A 17,645-nucleotide genomic window follows, 5' to 3' on the forward strand; every position below is an offset into this window, starting at 1 on the left:
AGCAGTGATCGCCCTCTCCCTTGCCGAGATCGCCACCGTCGTCGGCGGGCAGCCCCATGACATACCGGACACCGGACAGCAGGTCACCGGGTCCGTCGTCATCGACTCCCGCCAGGTCGAGCCCGGCGGCCTGTTCGCCGCGTTCGCGGGCGAGCACGTGGACGGTCACGACTACGCCGAGCGCGCCGTCGCGTCCGGCGCCGTGGCCGTCCTGGCCACCCGGCCCGTCGGCGTGCCCGCGATCGTGGTCGACAACGTCGAGGTCGCCCTCGGCGCGCTGGCCCGCGCCGTCGTGGCCCGCCTCGGCACGACCCTCGTCGCGCTCACCGGCTCGGCGGGCAAGACGTCCACCAAGGACCTGATCGCGCAGATCCTGCAGCGCAAGGCGCCCACGGTGTGGACGCCGGGCTCGCTCAACAACGAGATCGGCCTGCCGATCACCGCGCTGCGCGCCACCGAGGACACCCGGCACCTGGTCCTCGAGATGGGCGCCCGCGGCATCGGCCACATCCGCTACCTCACCGACCTGACCCCGCCGAAGATCGGCCTGGTGCTGAACGTCGGCACCGCGCACATCGGCGAGTTCGGCGGCCGCGAGCAGATCGCGCAGGCCAAGGGCGAGCTGGTCGAGGCCCTGCCGGCAGCTGACCTCGGCGGGGTTGCGGTGCTCAACGCCGACGACCCGCTCGTCCGCGCCATGTCCTCCCGTACGAAGGCCCGCGTGACCCTCTTCGGAGAGGCCGAGGACGCCGACGTACGCGCCACGAACGTCCGTCTCACCGAACAGGGCTGCCCGGCCTTCACGTTGCACACACCCTCCGGGTGCAGTGACGTGACCTTGCGCCTGTACGGTGAGCACCACGTGTCGAACGCGCTCGCCGCGGCCGCCGTCGCCCATGAGATCGGGATGTCCGTGGACGAGATCGCCGTGGCGCTCTCCGAGGCGGGGAACCTGTCCCGCTGGCGGATGGAGGTCACCGAGCGCGCGGACGGCGTGACGATCGTCAACGACGCCTACAACGCGAACCCCGAGTCCATGCGTGCCGCGCTCCGTGCGCTCGCCGCGATGGGCAAGGGGCGGCGGACCTGGGCGGTGCTCGGACAGATGGCCGAGCTCGGGGACGAGGCGCTCGTCGAGCACGACGCGGTCGGACGCCTTGCCGTCCGGCTCAATGTGAGCAAGCTCGTCGCGGTCGGGGGCAGGGAAGCGTCCTGGCTGCAACTGGGCGCATACAACGAGGGTTCGTGGGGTGAGGAGTCGGTGCACGTGTCCGACACACAGGCGGCTGTCGACCTGCTGCGCAGCGAGCTGCGCGAGGGAGACGTCGTGCTCGTGAAGGCTTCCAGGTCGGTGGGCCTGGAACAGGTCGCGCTCGCGCTGCTCGAGGGTGAGGTCTCCGGCCGATGAGGCAGATCCTCTTCGCGGGTGTGATCGGGCTCTTCCTGACCCTGGTCGGAACCCCGCTGCTCATCAAGTTCCTGGCCAAGAAGGGTTATGGCCAGTACATCCGGGACGACGGCCCGCGCGAGCACGCCAGCAAGCGCGGTACGCCGACCATGGGTGGCATCGCCTTCATCCTGGCGACGATCATCGCGTACTTCGCGACGAAGCTGATCACCGGAGCGCCGACGACGTTCTCCGGTCTGCTCGTGCTCTTCCTCATGGCGGGCATGGGCGTGGTCGGCTTCCTGGACGACTACATCAAGATCATCAAGCGGCGCTCGCTCGGTCTGCGGGCCAAGGCCAAGATGGCCGGTCAGCTGATCGTCGGCATCACCTTCGCGGTGCTCGCGCTGCAGTTCGCGGACGCCCGCGGCAACACCCCGGCCTCCACCAAGCTGTCGTTCGTCACGGACTTCGGCTGGTCGATCGGCCCGGTGCTGTTCGTGGTCTGGGCGCTCTTCATGATCCTCGCCATGTCGAACGGCGTGAACCTCACGGACGGCCTGGACGGTCTCGCGACCGGCGCCTCCGTGATGGTCTTCGGCGCCTATACGTTCATCGGCGTCTGGCAGTTCCAGGAGTCCTGCGCCAACGCGGCGACGCTGACCAACCCGTCGGCCTGCTTCGAAGTGCGCGATCCGCTCGACCTCGCCATCGTGGCCGCCGCCCTGATGGGCGCCTGCTTCGGCTTCCTGTGGTGGAACACCTCGCCGGCCAAGATCTTCATGGGCGACACCGGATCGCTGGCCCTCGGCGGCGCACTCGCCGGCCTCGCGATCTGCTCCCGCACGGAGCTGCTCCTCGCGCTCCTCGGCGGCCTCTTCGTCCTGATCACCATGTCGGTCGTCATCCAGGTCGGCTCCTTCCGGCTCACCGGGAAGCGCGTCTTCCGCATGGCGCCGCTGCAGCACCACTTCGAACTCAAGGGGTGGTCCGAAGTCCTTGTCGTGGTCCGCTTCTGGATCATCCAGGGCATGTGCGTGATCGTCGGTCTCGGTCTCTTCTACGCAGGATGGGCAGCTGACAAGTGACCTCCGCTGAGCCTTCGGAGTTCCAGGGCAAGCACATCACCGTCGCCGGTCTCGGCGTGAGCGGCATCAGCGCCGCCCGCGCCCTGGCCGGCCTCGGCGCTTCGGTGACCGTCGTCGACGGCGGGGACAGCGAGGCGCACCGCGAGCGTGCCGTCCCGCTCGAGAAGGACGGCATTTCGGTACGTCTCGGGGACGCGGTCACGCTCCCGGAAGGCACCGATCTCGTCGTCACGTCGCCGGGCTGGAAGCCCGAGTCACCGCTGTTCGCCGCCGCCGCACAGGCGGGCGTCGACGTGGTCGGCGACGTGGAGATCGCCTGGCGCCTGCGCGGCCCGGACGCGGCGGCCTGGCTCGCCATCACCGGCACCAACGGCAAGACCACGACCACGCAGATGCTCGCCTCGATCCTTCGGGCTGCCGGGCTGCGTACCGCCGCCGTCGGCAACATCGGCACCCCGATCATCGACGTGATCCTCGGCGAGGAGACGCACGACGTCCTCGCCGTGGAACTCTCCAGCTACCAGCTGCACTGGGCGCCCTCCTTGCGGGCCCACTCGGCCGCCGTCCTCAACCTGGCGCCCGACCACCTCGACTGGCACGGCTCCATGGAGGCGTACGCCGCCGACAAGGGCCGCATCTACGAGGGCAATCAGGTCGCCTGCGTCTACAACGTCGCCGACCGGGCCACCGAGAACCTGGTTCGCGAGGCCGACGTCGAGGAGGGCTGCCGCGCCATCGGCTTCACCCTCGGTACGCCCGGCCCCTCCGAACTCGGCGTCGTGGACGGCATCCTGGTCGACCGCGCCTTCGTGGCCGACCGGCAGAAGCAGGCCCAGGAGCTCGCCGAGGTCTCCGACGTCAACCCGCCCGCGCCGCACAACATCGCCAACGCCCTTGCGGCGGCGGCCCTCGCGCGCGCGTATGGCGTCGAACCGGCCGCCGTGCGCGACGGTCTGCGCAACTTCCAGCCCGACGCGCACCGCATCGCGCACGTCGCGGATGTCGCCGGAGTCGCGTACATCGACGACTCCAAGGCCACCAACACCCATGCCGCAGAGGCATCGTTGGCGGCGTACGAATCGATCGTGTGGATCGCCGGCGGTCTCGCCAAGGGTGCGACCTTCGACGAACTGGTGCAGAAGTCGGCAAAGCGACTTCGCGGTGCCGTCCTCATCGGCGCCGACCGCGCCCTGATCCGCGAAGCCCTCGCGCGACACGCGCCCGAGGTGCCCGTGGTCGACCTCGAGCGGACCGACACTGGGGCGATGTCCGCGGCGGTCCAGGAGGCGGCTCGGCTCGCGGAGCCGGGCGACACGGTCCTGATGGCCCCGGCCTGTGCCTCGATGGACATGTTCACCAACTACAACAAGCGCGGCGAGGCCTTCGCGGACGCGGTCCGCGCACTCGGCGCGGAACGCCCCTAGTCCACCGGCCGGGCACCACGGCCAGTGGCGGTGGGCACGACTGGAGGGGACACGAGATGGGTGCGAGCCGTATCAGCACGGCGCGGCGGCCCTCCGGCCGGGCGCGACCGACACCAGGGGCGCGCCCGCCCGGCGACAACCCGGTGCGGCGGCTCTACGCCCGCGCCCGCCGCGCCTGGGACCGGCCCCTCACCGCGTACTACCTGATCCTCGGCGGCAGCCTGCTCATCACCACGCTCGGCCTGGTGATGGTGTACTCCGCCTCGCAGATCACGGCGCTCAAGTACGCCCTGCCCGCCTCGTACTTCTTCCGCAAGCAGTTCCTCGCGGCCGTGCTCGGCACCATCCTGCTGATCGTCGCGATGCGGATGCCGGTGAAGCTGCACCGCGCGATGGCCTATCCGATCCTGGTCGGCAGCGTCTTCCTGATGGTCCTCGTACAGGTGCCGGGGATAGGGCATGCGGTCAACGGCAACCAGAACTGGATCTCGCTCGGCGGCCCGTTCCAGCTCCAGCCGAGCGAGTTCGGCAAGCTGGCGCTCGTGCTCTGGGGCGCGGACCTGCTGGCCCGCAAGCAGGACAAGCGGCTGCTGACCCAGTGGAAGCACATGCTGGTGCCGCTCGTGCCCGTCGCCTTCATGCTGCTCGGCCTGATCATGCTCGGCGGCGACATGGGAACCGCGATTATTCTCACGGCCATCCTCTTCGGCCTGCTCTGGCTCGCGGGAGCGCCGACGCGGCTCTTCGGCGGTGTGCTCGCCGTCGCCGGGGTCATCGGCTTCATCCTGATCAGGACAAGTCCCAACCGCATGGCCCGCCTCGCGTGCATGGGGGCCTCCGACCCCGGTCCCGGCGACCAGTGCTGGCAGGCACTGCACGGGATCTACGCCCTCGCCTCAGGCGGACTCTTCGGTTCCGGTCTGGGCGCAAGTGTGGAAAAATGGGGCCAACTCCCTGAACCGCACACCGACTTCATCTTCGCCATCACCGGGGAGGAACTGGGCCTGGCGGGGACGCTGTCGGTGCTCGCCCTGTTCGCGGCTCTAGGCTATGCGGGTATCCGCGTGGCCGGACGCACGGAGGACCCCTTCGTGAGGTACGCCGCGGGAGGTGTGACCACCTGGATCACGGCCCAGGCCGTGGTCAACATCGGTGCGGTGCTCGGCCTGCTGCCGATCGCCGGTGTCCCCCTCCCGCTGTTCTCCTACGGAGGCTCCGCCCTGCTGCCGACCATGTTCGCCATCGGGCTGCTCATCGCGTTCGCGCGTGAGGAGCCCGGGGCGCGAGCGGCTCTTGCCTTGCGGTCATCCGCATCTGGTAGGAAGCGGGCTGCGGTGAGATGGAACACGATGAGGCGGCGCGTCAAGGCGCGACCGTCCGGAGAGCGGTGAATTTCGGTGCATGTCGTACTCGCCGGTGGGGGGACCGCCGGCCACATCGAGCCCGCGCTTGCCCTCGCGGACGCCCTGCGCAGGCAGGACCCGACCGTGGGCATCACGGCCCTTGGCACGGAGAAGGGCCTGGAGACCAGGCTCGTCCCCGAGCGTGGCTACGAACTCGCGCTGATCCCCGCCGTACCCCTGCCCCGCAAGCCCACCCCTGAGCTGATCACCGTCCCCGGACGGCTGCGCGGCACCATCAAGGCGGCGGAGCAGATCCTCGAGCGCACCAAGGCGGACGCGGTCGTCGGCTTCGGCGGCTATGTCGCGCTGCCCGGCTACCTGGCCGCCAAGCGGCTCGGCGTGCCGATCATCGTGCACGAGGCCAACGCCCGCCCAGGGCTCGCCAACAAGATCGGTTCGCGGTACGCCGCCGCCGTCGCGGTCTCCACGCCCGACAGCAAGCTGCGCAACTCCCGCTACATCGGCATCCCGCTGCGCCGCACCATCGCCACCCTGGACCGGGCTCGCGTACGCCCCGAGGCGCGCGCCGCGTTCGGCCTCGACCCCAACTTGCCGACGCTGCTGGTCTCCGGCGGTTCGCAGGGCGCCAGGCACCTCAACGAGGTCGTCCAGCGCGTCGCGCCGCTGCTGCAGCAGTCCGGCATCCAGATCCTGCACGTGGTCGGCCCGAAGAACGAACTGCCGCAGGTGCAGCAGATGCCCGGGATGCCGCCGTACATCCCGGTACCGTACGTGGACCGGATGGACCTCGCTTACGCCGCGGCCGACATGATGCTGTGCCGCGCGGGCGCGATGACCGTCGCCGAACTCTCCGCCGTCGGACTGCCGGCCGCCTACGTCCCGCTGCCCATCGGCAACGGTGAACAGCGGCTGAACGCCCAGCCGGTGGTCAAGGCCGGCGGCGGACTGCTGGTCGACGACGCCGAACTGACCCCGGAGTGGGTCCAGCACAACGTGCTGCCGGTGCTCGCCGATCCGCACCGGCTGTACGAGATGTCCCGCGCCGCCTCCGAGTTCGGCCGCCGGGACGCCGACGACCTCCTCGTCGGCATGGTCTACGAGGCGATTGCGGCACGCCACAGGGCGTGAGAAGGCAGGGGAGCGTGGCCGGTCCCGGCGCCGTCAAGAGCGGCGAACGTCAACGCGGGAACGCACCGGCCCGCCCACCCCGCCCCGCGCAGTCCGGGCGACGCCTGAAGCTGCCCCAGCGGCGCACGCTGATCCTGTGTCTGGTCCTGGCCGTGCTCCTCGGCTCGGGTGCCGTGTGGGTGCTCTACGGCTCGCAGTGGCTGCGCGTGGAGCGCGTCAGCACCTCGGGCACCGAGGTGCTGACCCCCGACGAGGTCCGCACGGCGGCCGAGGTTCCGGTCGGCGCACCGCTGATTTCCGTCGACACGGACGGGATTGAGGAACGACTCAGGCAGCGGCTGCCGCGTATCGACTCCGTTGATGTCGTACGTTCCTGGCCGCACGGAATCGGCCTGAAGGTGACCGAGCGGAAGCCGGTCCTCCTCATTGAAAAGGGCGGGAAGTTCACCGAAGTCGACGCCGGGGGAGTGCGGTTCGCCACTGTCGCCCGTGCGCCGAAGGGCGTTCCGCTCCTCGAATTGAACGCCGGCTCGTCGCCGAGTCTCAGCCGTTTCGGCGCCGATCGTCTGCTGCACGAGGCGGTGCGCGTGGCCGGTGACCTTCCCGATGCGGTCGCCCGGGACGCCCGCGTCATCGAAGTGCGTTCATATGACTCCATCTCCCTGGAGTTGAGCGGCGGTCGCACCGTCGACTGGGGAAGCGGCGAGAAGGGTGACGCGAAGGCCGCGGCACTTGCCGCCCTGATGAAAGCCGCGTCGAAGTCCAGCCACTTCGATGTGAGCGCGCCCACCGCCCCTGCCGCGTCAGGGAGTTGACGCGCATCCTTCCTGGCCAGCACCCTGGTTGGTCAGCGCAACGGCTGATCACATAGGGTGAAAAGAAAAACGGGAGGTTCGGCGTGTTCGTTGAACGTGCGCCACTTGTCGACTTAGTGTCCTGTTCGGAAGAGTCCAGGGAACAGACACACTGGTAACCCTAAACTTCAGCGTTAGGGTTCGGGTCGGCGTTCGGACCGTCCCATTCGGCATCAGTCGTCGCAGCGCACGCACGGCGAGGCGGCGACACGTAACTCGAGGCGAGAGGCCTTCGACGTGGCAGCACCGCAGAACTACCTCGCAGTCATCAAAGTCATCGGTGTCGGCGGCGGTGGTGTCAATGCCATCAACCGGATGATCGAGGTTGGCCTCAAGGGCGTCGAGTTCATCGCGATCAACACGGATGCGCAAGCTCTGTTGATGAGCGACGCCGACGTCAAGCTCGACGTCGGCCGCGAACTCACTCGCGGCCTCGGCGCAGGCGCCAACCCGGCAGTCGGCCGCAAGGCGGCAGAGGACCACCGCGAGGAGATCGAGGAGGTCCTCAAGGGGGCCGACATGGTCTTCGTCACCGCCGGTGAAGGCGGCGGCACCGGTACCGGCGGCGCCCCCGTGGTCGCCAACATCGCGCGCCAACTCGGCGCGCTCACCATCGGCGTGGTCACCCGGCCCTTCACCTTCGAAGGCCGCCGCCGCGCCAACCAGGCCGAGGACGGCATCGCGGAACTCCGCGAAGAGGTCGACACCCTCATCGTCATCCCCAACGACCGCCTGCTGTCCATCTCGGACCGTCAGGTCAGCGTCCTGGACGCGTTCAAGTCCGCGGATCAGGTGCTGCTTTCGGGTGTCCAGGGCATCACCGACCTCATCACCACGCCCGGCCTGATCAACCTCGACTTCGCCGACGTGAAGTCGGTCATGTCCGAGGCCGGTTCGGCCCTCATGGGCATCGGCTCGGCCCGCGGCGACGACCGCGCGGTGGCCGCCGCGGAGATGGCGATCTCCTCGCCGCTCCTCGAGGCGTCCATCGACGGCGCCCGCGGTGTGCTGCTCTCCATCTCCGGCGGCAGCGACCTCGGTCTCTTCGAGATCAACGAGGCCGCCCAGCTGGTGAGCGAGGCCGCGCACCCCGAGGCGAACATCATCTTCGGTGCGGTCATCGACGACGCCCTCGGCGACGAGGTCCGGGTCACGGTCATCGCGGCCGGCTTCGACGGTGGCCAGCCACCGGCCAAGCGGGACAACGTGATCGGCGCCTCCTCCAGCAAGCGCGAGGAGCCGACGCCGGTACGCAGCGAGTCGCGCCCCGCCTTCGGATCGCTCGGCAGCGTCACCTCACGCGAGGACGCCCCGGAGCCGGTCGCGGAATCCGCCCCGGCCGGCGAGATCCCGTCCGCGCCGGTCTCGCCGCCGCAGGTTCCGCCGGCCCGTCCCTACCAGGACAGCCAGGCCGAGGAGCTCGACGTCCCGGACTTCCTGAAGTGACGTTCCTGAAGTGATAGCCGAGCACGACACTGTGTTGTCTGCGAAGGGCTCTGTGACGGGCTCAGCGAATGGCGCGCACTTCGCCTTCACCGACAGGTGGGGCGGAGTGAGCGCCGTTCCGTATGCGGAGCTCAACCTCGGCGGCGCGGTCGGCGACGACCCGGACGCCGTACGACGCAATCGCGAACTCGCGGCCAAGGAGCTGGGCATCGACCCGGCCCTCGTCGTCTGGATGAACCAAGTGCACGGGCGCGATGTCGCGGTGGTGGACGGGCCCTGGGGGCCCGGCGCCGAAGTGCCGGCCGTGGACGCGGTGGTCACCGCCCGTCGGGGCATCGCCCTCGCCGTGCTCACCGCCGACTGCACGCCGGTGCTGCTCGCCGATCCGGTGGCGGGAGTTGTTGCCGCCGCACACGCCGGACGACCGGGCATGGTGGCCGGGGTCGTCCCGGCCGCCGTCGAGGCGATGGTGGGCCTGGGTGCCGAGCCCGGCCGGATCGTGGCCCGCACCGGCCCGGCGGTCTGCGGGCGCTGCTACGAAGTCCCGGCGGACATGCGGGCCGACGTGGCGGCGGTCGAGCCTGCGGCGTACGCCGAGACGAGCTGGGGTACGCCGGCGGTCGATGTGACCGCGGGGGTGCACGCCCAGCTGGAGCGGCTCGGGGTGCGTGACCGGGAGCAGTCGCCGGTGTGCACGCTGGAGTCGCAGGACCACTTCTCCTACCGCCGCGACCGCATCACGGGTCGGCTGGCGGGCTATGTCTGGCTGGACTGATAGGGCATGACGGACCGTAGGGCTGAACTCTCCGCCAATCTGGCGAAGGTTGAGGAACGTATCGCCAAGGCATGCGCCGCGGCGGGCCGTGAGCGGGACGAGGTGACCCTCATCGTGGTCACCAAGACCTATCCGGCGAGCGATGTGAGGATCCTGTCGGAACTCGGTGTACGCGACGTTGCCGAGAACCGTGATCAGGATGCGGCCCCCAAGGCTGCCGAATGTGCGGATCTGCCGCTCACTTGGCACTTTGTCGGCCAGCTGCAGACCAACAAGGTGCGGTCTGTGGTCAGTTATGCCGATCTGGTGCAGTCTGTGGACCGCCCGAAGCTCATCACCGCTCTCTCCGCCCAGGCGGTACGGGCGGAGCGTGAGTTGGGCTGTCTGATCCAGGTCGCCCTCGATGCCGCGGAAGGCGGACGGGGTGACCGGGGTGGCGTGGCACCTGACGGAATCGAGGAGTTGGCCGCACTCGTGGCCGGAACCGAGGGGCTTCGGCTCGACGGGCTGATGACCGTCGCACCGCTCACGGGACCGTACGCGGGACGGCAACTGGCGGCGTTCGAGCGGCTGATGGATTTGTCGACTGCCCTGCGCGTGGCCCATCCGGCTGCGAACATGGTGTCGGCGGGGATGAGTGCGGACCTCGAACAGGCCGTGGCTGCAGGGGCGACACATGTGCGCGTCGGCACTGCGGTACTCGGAGTCCGACCCCGGCTCGGGTAACGTCGCCAAGCAAGTCGGACCACAGCACAAAATATGGTCATTCCCGCAGTTCAGCGGGGGTGCCGAGTGGATCGCGGGCACTTGTTTGGCGTCAGCGGATCCACCACAGAGCGGAGGACTCAGAGCATGGCCGGCGCGATGCGCAAGATGGCGGTCTACCTCGGCCTCGTGGAGGACGACGGTTACGACGGCCGGGGGTTCGACCCCGACGACGAGTTCGAGCCCGAGCTGGACCCGGAACCCGAGCGGGACCGCCGACGGCACGAACCGTCACATCAGTTGCAGCAGGACGAACCTGCACGAAAGGTACAGACGCCCGCGCCTCGAGAGCCGCTGGCCGCGTCGGCTTCGCTACCCGCTGAAATTGGACGTCCGGCGCGTATCGCCCCCGTGGCATCCATCACACCTGAACGTCAGAGCCTGGAGAAGAACTCACCGGTGATCATGCCCAAGGTTGTGTCCGAGCGGGAGCCCTACCGCATTACGACGTTGCACCCCCGGACCTACAACGAGGCCCGTACCATCGGGGAACACTTCCGCGAAGGCACTCCGGTGATCATGAATCTGACGGAGATGGACGACACGGACGCGAAGCGACTTGTCGACTTCGCGGCCGGTCTGGTCTTCGGACTGCACGGCAGCATTGAGCGGGTGACACAGAAGGTGTTCCTGTTGTCGCCTGCTAACGTCGATGTCACGGCGGAGGACAAGGCTCGCATCGCAGAGGGCGGGTTCTTCAACCAGAGCTGAGACGCAACACCGAGAACAAAGCACGAGACATGGGGAGAGGGAAGCGCGAGTCATGAGCGTTGTCTGGGATGTGCTCTACATCGCGTTGTTCTGTTTTCTCATCGTGCTGATCTTCCGGTTGGTCATGGACTACGTCTTCCAGTTCGCCCGCTCATGGCAACCCGGCAAGGCGATGGTGGTCGTTCTGGAGGCCACCTACACTGTCACTGATCCACCGCTCAAGCTTCTGCGGCGGTTCATTCCGCCGCTGCGTCTCGGGGGCGTGGCGCTCGACCTGTCCTTCTTCGTACTGATGATCATCGTCTACATCCTGATCACCGTCGTGAGCGGCTTGTGAACGATACGGTCTTGCCGAATGCCGACGACTACGTTGAGGTGAAGAGATGCCGTTGACCCCCGAGGATGTGCGGAACAAGCAGTTCACGACCGTCCGCCTCCGAGAAGGCTATGACGAGGACGAGGTCGATGCCTTTCTCGATGAGGTCGAGTCTGAACTGACCCGCCTTCTCCGCGAGAACGAGGACCTGCGCGCGAAGCTCGCCGCTGCCACCCGTGCCGCTGCTCAGAACCAGCAGCAGGGCGGCATGCGCAAGCCGGAGCCGCAGGACCAGCGCGGTCCGGGCGCCCCGGTGCCCGCCGCAATATCGGGCCCGCAGCCGGTCCCGCCGCAGCAGCACCAGTTGGGCGGTCCGCCCCAGCTGCCCGGCGGCGCACCGCAGCTGCCCCCCGGCCCCGGTGGGCACGGCCCGCAGGGTCCCGGCCCGATGCAGGGCGGCCCGATGGGCGGCCCCATGGGCGGCCACGGCCCGCAGATGCAGCAGCCCGGTCAGGGCCCCGGCGGCGACAGCGCCGCGCGTGTGCTCTCGCTGGCTCAGCAGACCGCCGACCAGGCGATCGCGGAGGCCCGTTCCGAGGCCAACAAGATCGTGGGCGAGGCGCGTTCGCGTGCCGAGGGCCTCGAGCGTGACGCCCGTGCCAAGGCCGACGCCCTGGAGCGGGACGCGCAGGAGAAGCACCGCGTCGCGATGGGCTCCCTGGAGTCCGCCCGCGCCACGCTGGAGCGCAAGGTCGAGGACCTGCGTGGCTTCGAGCGCGAGTACCGCACGCGTCTGAAGTCCTACCTGGAGTCGCAGCTGCGTCAGCTGGAGACCCAGGCCGACGACTCGCTGGCTCCGCCGCGGACCCCGGCGACCGCTTCGCTGCCGCCGTCGCCCTCGATGCAGCCCGCTGGTGCGGGCGCGCCCTCGATGGGCGGGCACACCATGGGTGGCCAGCAGTCCATGGGCGGTCAGCAGTCGATGGGCGGAGCGCCCTCGTACGGTGGCCAGCAGCAGATGTCGCCGGCGATGACTCAGCCGATGGCGCCGGTGCGGCCGCAGGGGCCTTCGCCGATGCAGCAGGCTCCCTCGCCGATGCGCGGGTTCCTCATTGACGAGGACGACAACTGAGGCGGTATTGCGCGCTGAGCGCGTAGCCGTCGGCGGCTTGTAGGGCCGGGCCCTGGGGATACGTCCCCGGGGCCCGGCCCTTTGTTGTGGCGTGTGCGGTGCTTGGGCTTGGGCCAGGGCCCGGGTTTACGGCATGCGGTGCCGGGGTGGGGATAGCCCTGCGTTCAGCGCACTCGGCGCCTTCGGCTGTGCCCACCCGTTCCGCCCTGCGGAACGATTGCCCACAGCGGTAGCGGCGGTGGCGGTCAGTTGTGCGCCTGTACACAACGCCGAAGGCCCGGCGTCGCCCGATCCACTGGATCGGGCGACGCCGGGCCTTCGTGTTGCCGGTGAGGCTTACGCCTCGGTCTTGCGGAGGTGGAAGGTCAGGGCCAGGCCCTCGTCCGTGAAGGCGTCGCCGTACGTGGCGTCCGGGGCGCCCGTGGCGAAGTCCAGGGCGAGGACCTCGTCCGCGATCAGCGGGGCGTGCTCGGTCAGGGCCGAGACCGTGTCCTTTGCCGTGGCCGTCCAGCGGACCGCGATCCGGTCCGCCACGTCCAGGCCGCTGTTCTTGCGGGCCTCCTGGATCAGGCGGATGGCGTCGCGGGCCAGGCCGGCCAGGCGGAGCTCGTCGGTGATCTCCAGGTCGAGCGCGACCGTGGCGCCCGAGTCGGAGGCGACCGACCAGCCCTCGCGCGGGGTCTCTGTGATGATCACCTCGTCCGGGGCCAGGGTCACCGTCTCACCCTCGACCTCGACCGTGGCCGTGCCCTCGCGCAGGGCCAGGGACAGCGCGGCCGCGTCCGCGTTCGCGACGGCCTTGGCGACCGCCTGGACGCCCTTGCCGAAGCGCTTGCCCAGGGCGCGGAAGTTGGCCTTGGCGGTGGTGTCCACCAGCGAGCCGCCCACCTCGGAGAGGGACGCCAGGGAGGAGACGTTCAGCTCCTCCGTGATCTGGGCCCGCAGCTCCTCGCCGAGCGATTCGAAGCCTGCCGCCGCGACCAGTGCGCGGGACAGCGGCTGGCGGGTCTTCACGCCGGACTCGGCGCGCGTGGCACGGCCGAGCTCGACGAGGCGGCGTACCAGCGCCATCTGACGGGAGAGCTCCGGGTCGACGAGCGACATGTCGGCTTCCGGCCAGGTCGACAAGTGGACCGACTCGGGGGCGTCCGGCGTGACCGGCGTGATCAGGTCCTGCCAGACCCGCTCGGTGATGAACGGGGTCAGCGGGGCCATCAGGCGCGTGACCGTCTCGACGACCTCGTGCAGGGTGCGCAGCGCCGCCTTGTCGCCCTGCCAGAAGCGGCGGCGGGAGCGGCGGACGTACCAGTTGGAGAGGTTGTCGACGAAGCCGGAGAGCAGCTTGCCGGCGCGCTGGGTGTCGTACGACTCCAGGGCCTCGGTGGCCTGGTCGACCAGTGCGTTCAGCTCGCTGAGCAGCCAGCGGTCGAGCAGCGGGCGGTCGGCCGGGGCCGGATCGGCCGCGCTGGGCGCCCAGTTGGAGGTGCGGGCGTACAGGGCCTGGAAGGCGACCGTGTTCCAGTACGTGAGGAGCGTCTTGCGGACGACCTCCTGGATGGTGCCGTGCCCGACGCGGCGGGCCGCCCACGGGGAGCCGCCGGCCGCCATGAACCAGCGCACCGCGTCCGCGCCGTGCTGGTCCATCAGCGAGATCGGCTCCAGGGTGTTGCCCAGGTGCTTGGACATCTTGCGGCCGTCCTCGGCGAGGATGTGGCCGAGGCACACGACGTTCTCGTAACTGGACTTGTCGAAGACCAGGGTGCCGACGGCCATCAGCGTGTAGAACCAGCCGCGGGTCTGGTCGATGGCCTCCGAGATGAACTGCGCCGGGTAGCGCGACTCGAAGAGCTCCTTGTTCTTGTGCGGGTAGCCCCACTGCGCGAACGGCATCGAGCCCGAGTCGTACCAGGCGTCGATGACTTCCGGCACGCGGACGGCGGTGAGTTCACAGCCCTCGTGGGTGCAGGTGAAGGTCACGTCGTCGATGTACGGGCGGTGCGGGTCGAGCGCCGACTGGTCGGTGCCGGTCAGGTCGGTGAGCTCCGCGCGGGAGCCGACGCAGGTGAGGTGGTTCTCCTCGCAGCGCCAGATCGGCAGCGGGGTGCCCCAGTAGCGGTTGCGGGACAGGGCCCAGTCGATGTTGTTGGTCAGCCAGTCACCGAAGCGGCCGTGCTTGACGGACTCCGGGAACCAGTTGGTCTTCTCGTTCTCCTCAAGGAGGCGGTCCTTGACGGCAGTTGTACGGATGTACCAGGACGGCTGCGCGTAGTAGAGCAGCGCCGTGTGACAGCGCCAGCAGTGCGGATAGCTGTGCTCGTACGCGATGTGCCTGAAGAGCAGGCCGCGGTCCTGGAGGTCCGCCGTCAGCTTTTCGTCGGCCTTCTTGAAGAAGACGCCGCCGACGAGGGGGACGTCCTCCTCGAAGGTGCCGTCGGGGCGGACCGGGTTCACGACCGGCAGGTCGTACGCCTTGCAGACCAGGAGGTCGTCGGCGCCGAACGCGGGGGACTGGTGGACCAGACCGGTGCCGTCCTCGGTGGTGACGTACTCGGCGTTGACCACGAAGTGCGCCGGGGCGGGGAACTCCACGAGCTCGAAGGGGCGCTGGTAGGTCCAGCGCTCCATCTCGGCGCCCGTGAAGGTCTGGCCGGTGGCCTCCCAGCCCTCGCCCAGTGCCTTTTCGAGCAGCGGCTGGGCGACGACGAGCTTCTCGGTGCCGTCCGTGGCGACGACGTACGTCACGTCGGGGTGCGCGGCGACCGCGGTGTTGGACACCAGCGTCCAGGGCGTAGTCGTCCAGACCAGGAGGGCGGCCTCGCCCGCGAGGGGACCGGAGGTTAGCGGGAAGCGGACGAAGACCGAGGGGTCGACGACCGTCTCGTACCCCTGCGCCAGCTCGTGGTCGGAGAGGCCGGTGCCGCAGCGCGGGCACCACGGGGCGACGCGGTGGTCCTGGACCAGGAGGTCCTTGTTGAAGATCTCCTTCAGGGACCACCAGACCGATTCCACGTACGACGGGTCCATCGTCCGGTACGCGTCGTCCAGGTCGACCCAGTAACCCATGCGGGTCGTGAGATCGGCGAAGGCGTCGGTGTGGCGGGTCACGGACTCGCGGCACTTGGCGTTGAACTCGGCGATGCCGTACGCCTCGATGTCCTTCTTGCCGTTGAACCCGAGCTCCTTCTCGACCGCGAGCTCCACGGGCAGGCCGTGGCAGTCCCAGCCGGCCTTGCGGGCCACGTGGTAGCCGCGCATGGTGCGGAAGCGGGGGAAGACGTCCTTGAAGACGCGGGCTTCGATGTGGTGGGCGCCCGGCATGCCGTTGGCGGTGGGCGGGCCCTCGTAGAAGACCCACTCGGGGCGGCCCTCGGACTGGTCGAGGGTCTTGGCGAAGATCTTCTGGTCGTCCCAGAACTGGAGCACGGCGTGCTCGAGGGCGGGCAGATCGACCTGCGCGGGCACCTGGCGGTACTGCGGCTGCGTATTCAACGAACTTCCTCCGGCGGACACAGCTGGTTCCGTCGGAGGGACGAGAGACTGCCGCGCCGTGTGCGGCGCGCTCCCGCGGTACCACCCTCCTTGGCCCCTCGGCGCGGGGTGTGCGCCGGTGAGCCCCCTCATTGGGGTCGCGATGCCGGGTCTACTGGCCCGCGCTCGCACGCGGCTTTCTTCCGGCGGCTCCGGGGTGATCTTCACGTTCGCGCTCGCCCCCGGGCTCTCACCGTCCCCGGGTCGCTCATGGCTGCGTACGGACGCTACTCGTCCCCATCCAAGCCTCTTCGCTGCGCCCAGTGTACGGCGCCCGGGCGAGCCCGGCCGACCGGTTTTCCGGGGCCCGGGCGGGGCGGGGGCGAGGGTGCGCGGAGTGACCCGAATGGGCATACGCGCTCGGTCGGACTTGGGGCTCGCCCCATGCGGCGGATTACCCGGCGGGGAGCTGGGCACAACGGATGCAAGCCCGCCGTGCCGTGCCCGCGGGGCGGGTGGAAAGGGCGGCGTGCCCCGTTGCCGCGGGCCTGGAGTCGATTTATCGTCCCAGCACGATTCGCGAGCAAGATCACGATATGTGAAGGGGCCGCGGCCATGGTGGCGAAGAAGACCGCCGTACAGAAGTCGGCGTCCGCTGGATCCACTGGTGCGGCGGCCAAGGAAGTGAACGGCAAGAAGAGCACCGTCGGTGGATCCGCGGGGTCCGAGAAGGCAGTGAAGGCCGCGAAGGCGGCGGAGTCCGCCGCGGCCGAGAGACCCGGCACGGCGGCCGGCGCGAAGAAGGCGGCTGCCAAGAAGGCCCCGGCGAAGAAGGCCGCGGCGAAGAAGACGGCAGCCAAGGCCGCGGCGGCACCCGAGGAGGAGACGGCCGAGCCGGGCGAGACGACGGCGGCGGCCGAGCCCGCCACCGCGAAGACCGCCGCCAAGGGCGCTGCGAAGACCACGAAGAAGGCGGCCGGCAAGTCGGCCGCGAAGAAGGCCGCGCCTGCCGGGACGGCTCCGGCCAAGAAGACGGTGGCGAAGAAGACGGCGGCGAAGAAGGCCGCCGCGACGAAGAGCGCGGCGAAGAAGACGGCCGCCGAGACCGCTGCCGAGGAGGCCCTGGAGGCCGACCGGCAGTGGGAAGAGGCGATGGCGGAGGCCGAGGTCGGCGGCGCACACAGTGCCGCGGCCCCCGTCGAGGAGAACGGCGCAACCAAGGAGACGGCCGCTGCGGCGGCCGACGGCGCGGGCAATTCCGCGAAGAAGACGACGGGAGCCAAGTCGGTGGTTGCGAAGAAGACTCGGGGCACGGCGGCGACGGCAGAGACGGCCGCCCACGCGGTACCCAAGGCACGTGCGGTCGCGGCGACGGCCCCCGGCGAGCTGGCGGTCCGCCCCGGTGAGGACCCCTGGACCCCCGCCGAGATTAAGGAAGCCCGCGCAGGTCTGAAGGACGAGGCGGAGAAGCTGCGTACCGAGATCGTCACGTCCGAGGAGACCCTCGCGGGCCTGCTGCGGGACTCGGGAAGCGGTGCCGGCGACGACGAGGCCGACACCGGCACGAAGAACATCACGCGCGAGCACGAGATGTCGCTCGCCGCCAACGCCCGGGAGATGCTCGAGCAGACCGAACGGGCCCTGGAACGGCTCGACGCGGGGACGTACGGACTGTGTGAGAACTGCGGACAGCCGATCGGGAAGGCGCGGGTGCAGGCCTTCCCGCGGGCCACCCTGTGCGTCGAGTGCAAGCAGAAGCAGGAACGGCGCTACTAGGAAGCGACGAC

The 17,645-nt window shown here is 69.6% G+C and carries 14 protein-coding genes; 13 read left to right on the forward strand and 1 reads right to left on the reverse strand.

The features are described 5' to 3' along the window. Nucleotides 1-4 precede the first annotated feature (4 nt). The 12 genes from OG430_RS35450 to OG430_RS35505 all read left to right on the forward strand — a co-directional run bounded on the left by OG430_RS35450 (nt 5) and on the right by OG430_RS35505 (nt 12,390). Complete coding sequence (locus OG430_RS35450) at nt 5-1,408, forward strand: UDP-N-acetylmuramoyl-tripeptide--D-alanyl-D-alanine ligase (protein WP_327356738.1); 1,404 nt, start codon at nt 5-7, stop codon at nt 1,406-1,408. Then, a complete protein-coding gene (gene mraY / locus OG430_RS35455; RefSeq protein ID WP_327356739.1) occupies nt 1,405-2,475 on the forward strand; it encodes a phospho-N-acetylmuramoyl-pentapeptide-transferase in 1,071 nt (356 codons plus the stop codon). The genes OG430_RS35450 and mraY overlap by 4 nt, the downstream gene beginning before the upstream one ends. Then, the gene (gene murD, locus OG430_RS35460) at nt 2,472-3,899 is read left to right on the forward strand and encodes a UDP-N-acetylmuramoyl-L-alanine--D-glutamate ligase (protein ID WP_327356740.1); all 1,428 of its coding nucleotides are present in this window, start codon (nt 2,472-2,474) and stop codon (nt 3,897-3,899) included. The genes mraY and murD overlap by 4 nt, the downstream gene beginning before the upstream one ends. Nucleotides 3,900-3,955: 56 nt before the next feature. Further along, nucleotides 3,956-5,290, forward strand: coding sequence for a putative lipid II flippase FtsW (gene ftsW, locus OG430_RS35465; RefSeq protein WP_327356741.1), 1,335 nt, complete (start codon nt 3,956-3,958; stop codon nt 5,288-5,290). 6 nt (nt 5,291-5,296) lie between these two features. After that, nucleotides 5,297-6,391 (forward strand): undecaprenyldiphospho-muramoylpentapeptide beta-N-acetylglucosaminyltransferase, encoded by a 1,095-nt coding sequence (murG, locus tag OG430_RS35470; RefSeq protein ID WP_327356742.1) that lies wholly within the window; start codon nt 5,297-5,299, stop codon nt 6,389-6,391. 14 nt (nt 6,392-6,405) lie between these two features. Beyond that, on the forward strand, nt 6,406-7,206 hold the full coding sequence (locus OG430_RS35475; protein ID WP_327356743.1) for a cell division protein FtsQ/DivIB: 801 nt from the start codon (nt 6,406-6,408) through the stop codon (nt 7,204-7,206). Between the two features lie 276 nt (nt 7,207-7,482). Beyond that, nucleotides 7,483-8,691 (forward strand): cell division protein FtsZ, encoded by a 1,209-nt coding sequence (ftsZ, locus tag OG430_RS35480; protein WP_327356744.1) that lies wholly within the window; start codon nt 7,483-7,485, stop codon nt 8,689-8,691. Between the two features lie 52 nt (nt 8,692-8,743). After that, the gene (gene pgeF, locus OG430_RS35485) at nt 8,744-9,466 is read left to right on the forward strand and encodes a peptidoglycan editing factor PgeF (RefSeq protein ID WP_442816612.1); all 723 of its coding nucleotides are present in this window, start codon (nt 8,744-8,746) and stop codon (nt 9,464-9,466) included. A gap of 6 nt (nt 9,467-9,472) precedes the next feature. Beyond that, nucleotides 9,473-10,192, forward strand: a complete 720-nt coding sequence (locus tag OG430_RS35490) for a YggS family pyridoxal phosphate-dependent enzyme (protein ID WP_327356746.1) — start codon at nt 9,473-9,475, stop codon at nt 10,190-10,192. A gap of 126 nt (nt 10,193-10,318) precedes the next feature. Next, on the forward strand, nt 10,319-10,942 hold the full coding sequence (locus tag OG430_RS35495; protein WP_327356747.1) for a cell division protein SepF: 624 nt from the start codon (nt 10,319-10,321) through the stop codon (nt 10,940-10,942). A gap of 52 nt (nt 10,943-10,994) precedes the next feature. Continuing rightward, a complete protein-coding gene (locus tag OG430_RS35500; RefSeq protein WP_327356748.1) occupies nt 10,995-11,279 on the forward strand; it encodes a YggT family protein in 285 nt (94 codons plus the stop codon). A 46-nt stretch (nt 11,280-11,325) separates the two neighbouring features. Then, nucleotides 11,326-12,390, forward strand: coding sequence for a DivIVA domain-containing protein (locus OG430_RS35505; protein ID WP_327356749.1), 1,065 nt, complete (start codon nt 11,326-11,328; stop codon nt 12,388-12,390). A 336-nt stretch (nt 12,391-12,726) separates the two neighbouring features. On the opposite strand, the gene ileS is transcribed toward OG430_RS35505, so the two are convergent. Then, nucleotides 12,727-15,879: an isoleucine--tRNA ligase gene (gene ileS, locus OG430_RS35510; RefSeq protein ID WP_327356750.1), complete on the reverse strand. Its 3,153-nt coding sequence runs from the start codon at nt 15,877-15,879 to the stop codon at nt 12,727-12,729. A 594-nt stretch (nt 15,880-16,473) separates the two neighbouring features. Between ileS and OG430_RS35515 the strand changes: the two genes are divergently transcribed. Then, entirely contained in the window at nt 16,474-17,634 is a 1,161-nt protein-coding gene (locus OG430_RS35515; protein ID WP_327356751.1) for a TraR/DksA family transcriptional regulator, read from the forward strand. Nucleotides 17,635-17,645 lie beyond the last annotated feature (11 nt).

It is taken from the genome of Streptomyces sp. NBC_01304, assembly GCF_035975855.1.
GTDB lineage: Bacteria > Actinomycetota > Actinomycetes > Streptomycetales > Streptomycetaceae > Streptomyces.

What these genes read in the sequence shown, in the direction of transcription:
- mraY (WP_327356739.1), top strand. Translation starts at nt 1,405, where the DNA reads ATGAGGCAGATCCTCTTCGCGGGTGTGATCGGGCTCTTCCTGACCCTG.
- OG430_RS35515 (WP_327356751.1), top strand. Translation starts at nt 16,474, where the DNA reads ATGGTGGCGAAGAAGACCGCCGTACAGAAGTCGGCGTCCGCTGGATCC.
- OG430_RS35505 (WP_327356749.1), top strand. Translation starts at nt 11,326, where the DNA reads ATGCCGTTGACCCCCGAGGATGTGCGGAACAAGCAGTTCACGACCGTC.
- OG430_RS35500 (WP_327356748.1), top strand. Translation starts at nt 10,995, where the DNA reads ATGAGCGTTGTCTGGGATGTGCTCTACATCGCGTTGTTCTGTTTTCTC.
- ftsW (WP_327356741.1), top strand. Translation starts at nt 3,956, where the DNA reads ATGGGTGCGAGCCGTATCAGCACGGCGCGGCGGCCCTCCGGCCGGGCG.
- OG430_RS35490 (WP_327356746.1), top strand. Translation starts at nt 9,473, where the DNA reads ATGACGGACCGTAGGGCTGAACTCTCCGCCAATCTGGCGAAGGTTGAG.
- OG430_RS35495 (WP_327356747.1), top strand. Translation starts at nt 10,319, where the DNA reads ATGGCCGGCGCGATGCGCAAGATGGCGGTCTACCTCGGCCTCGTGGAG.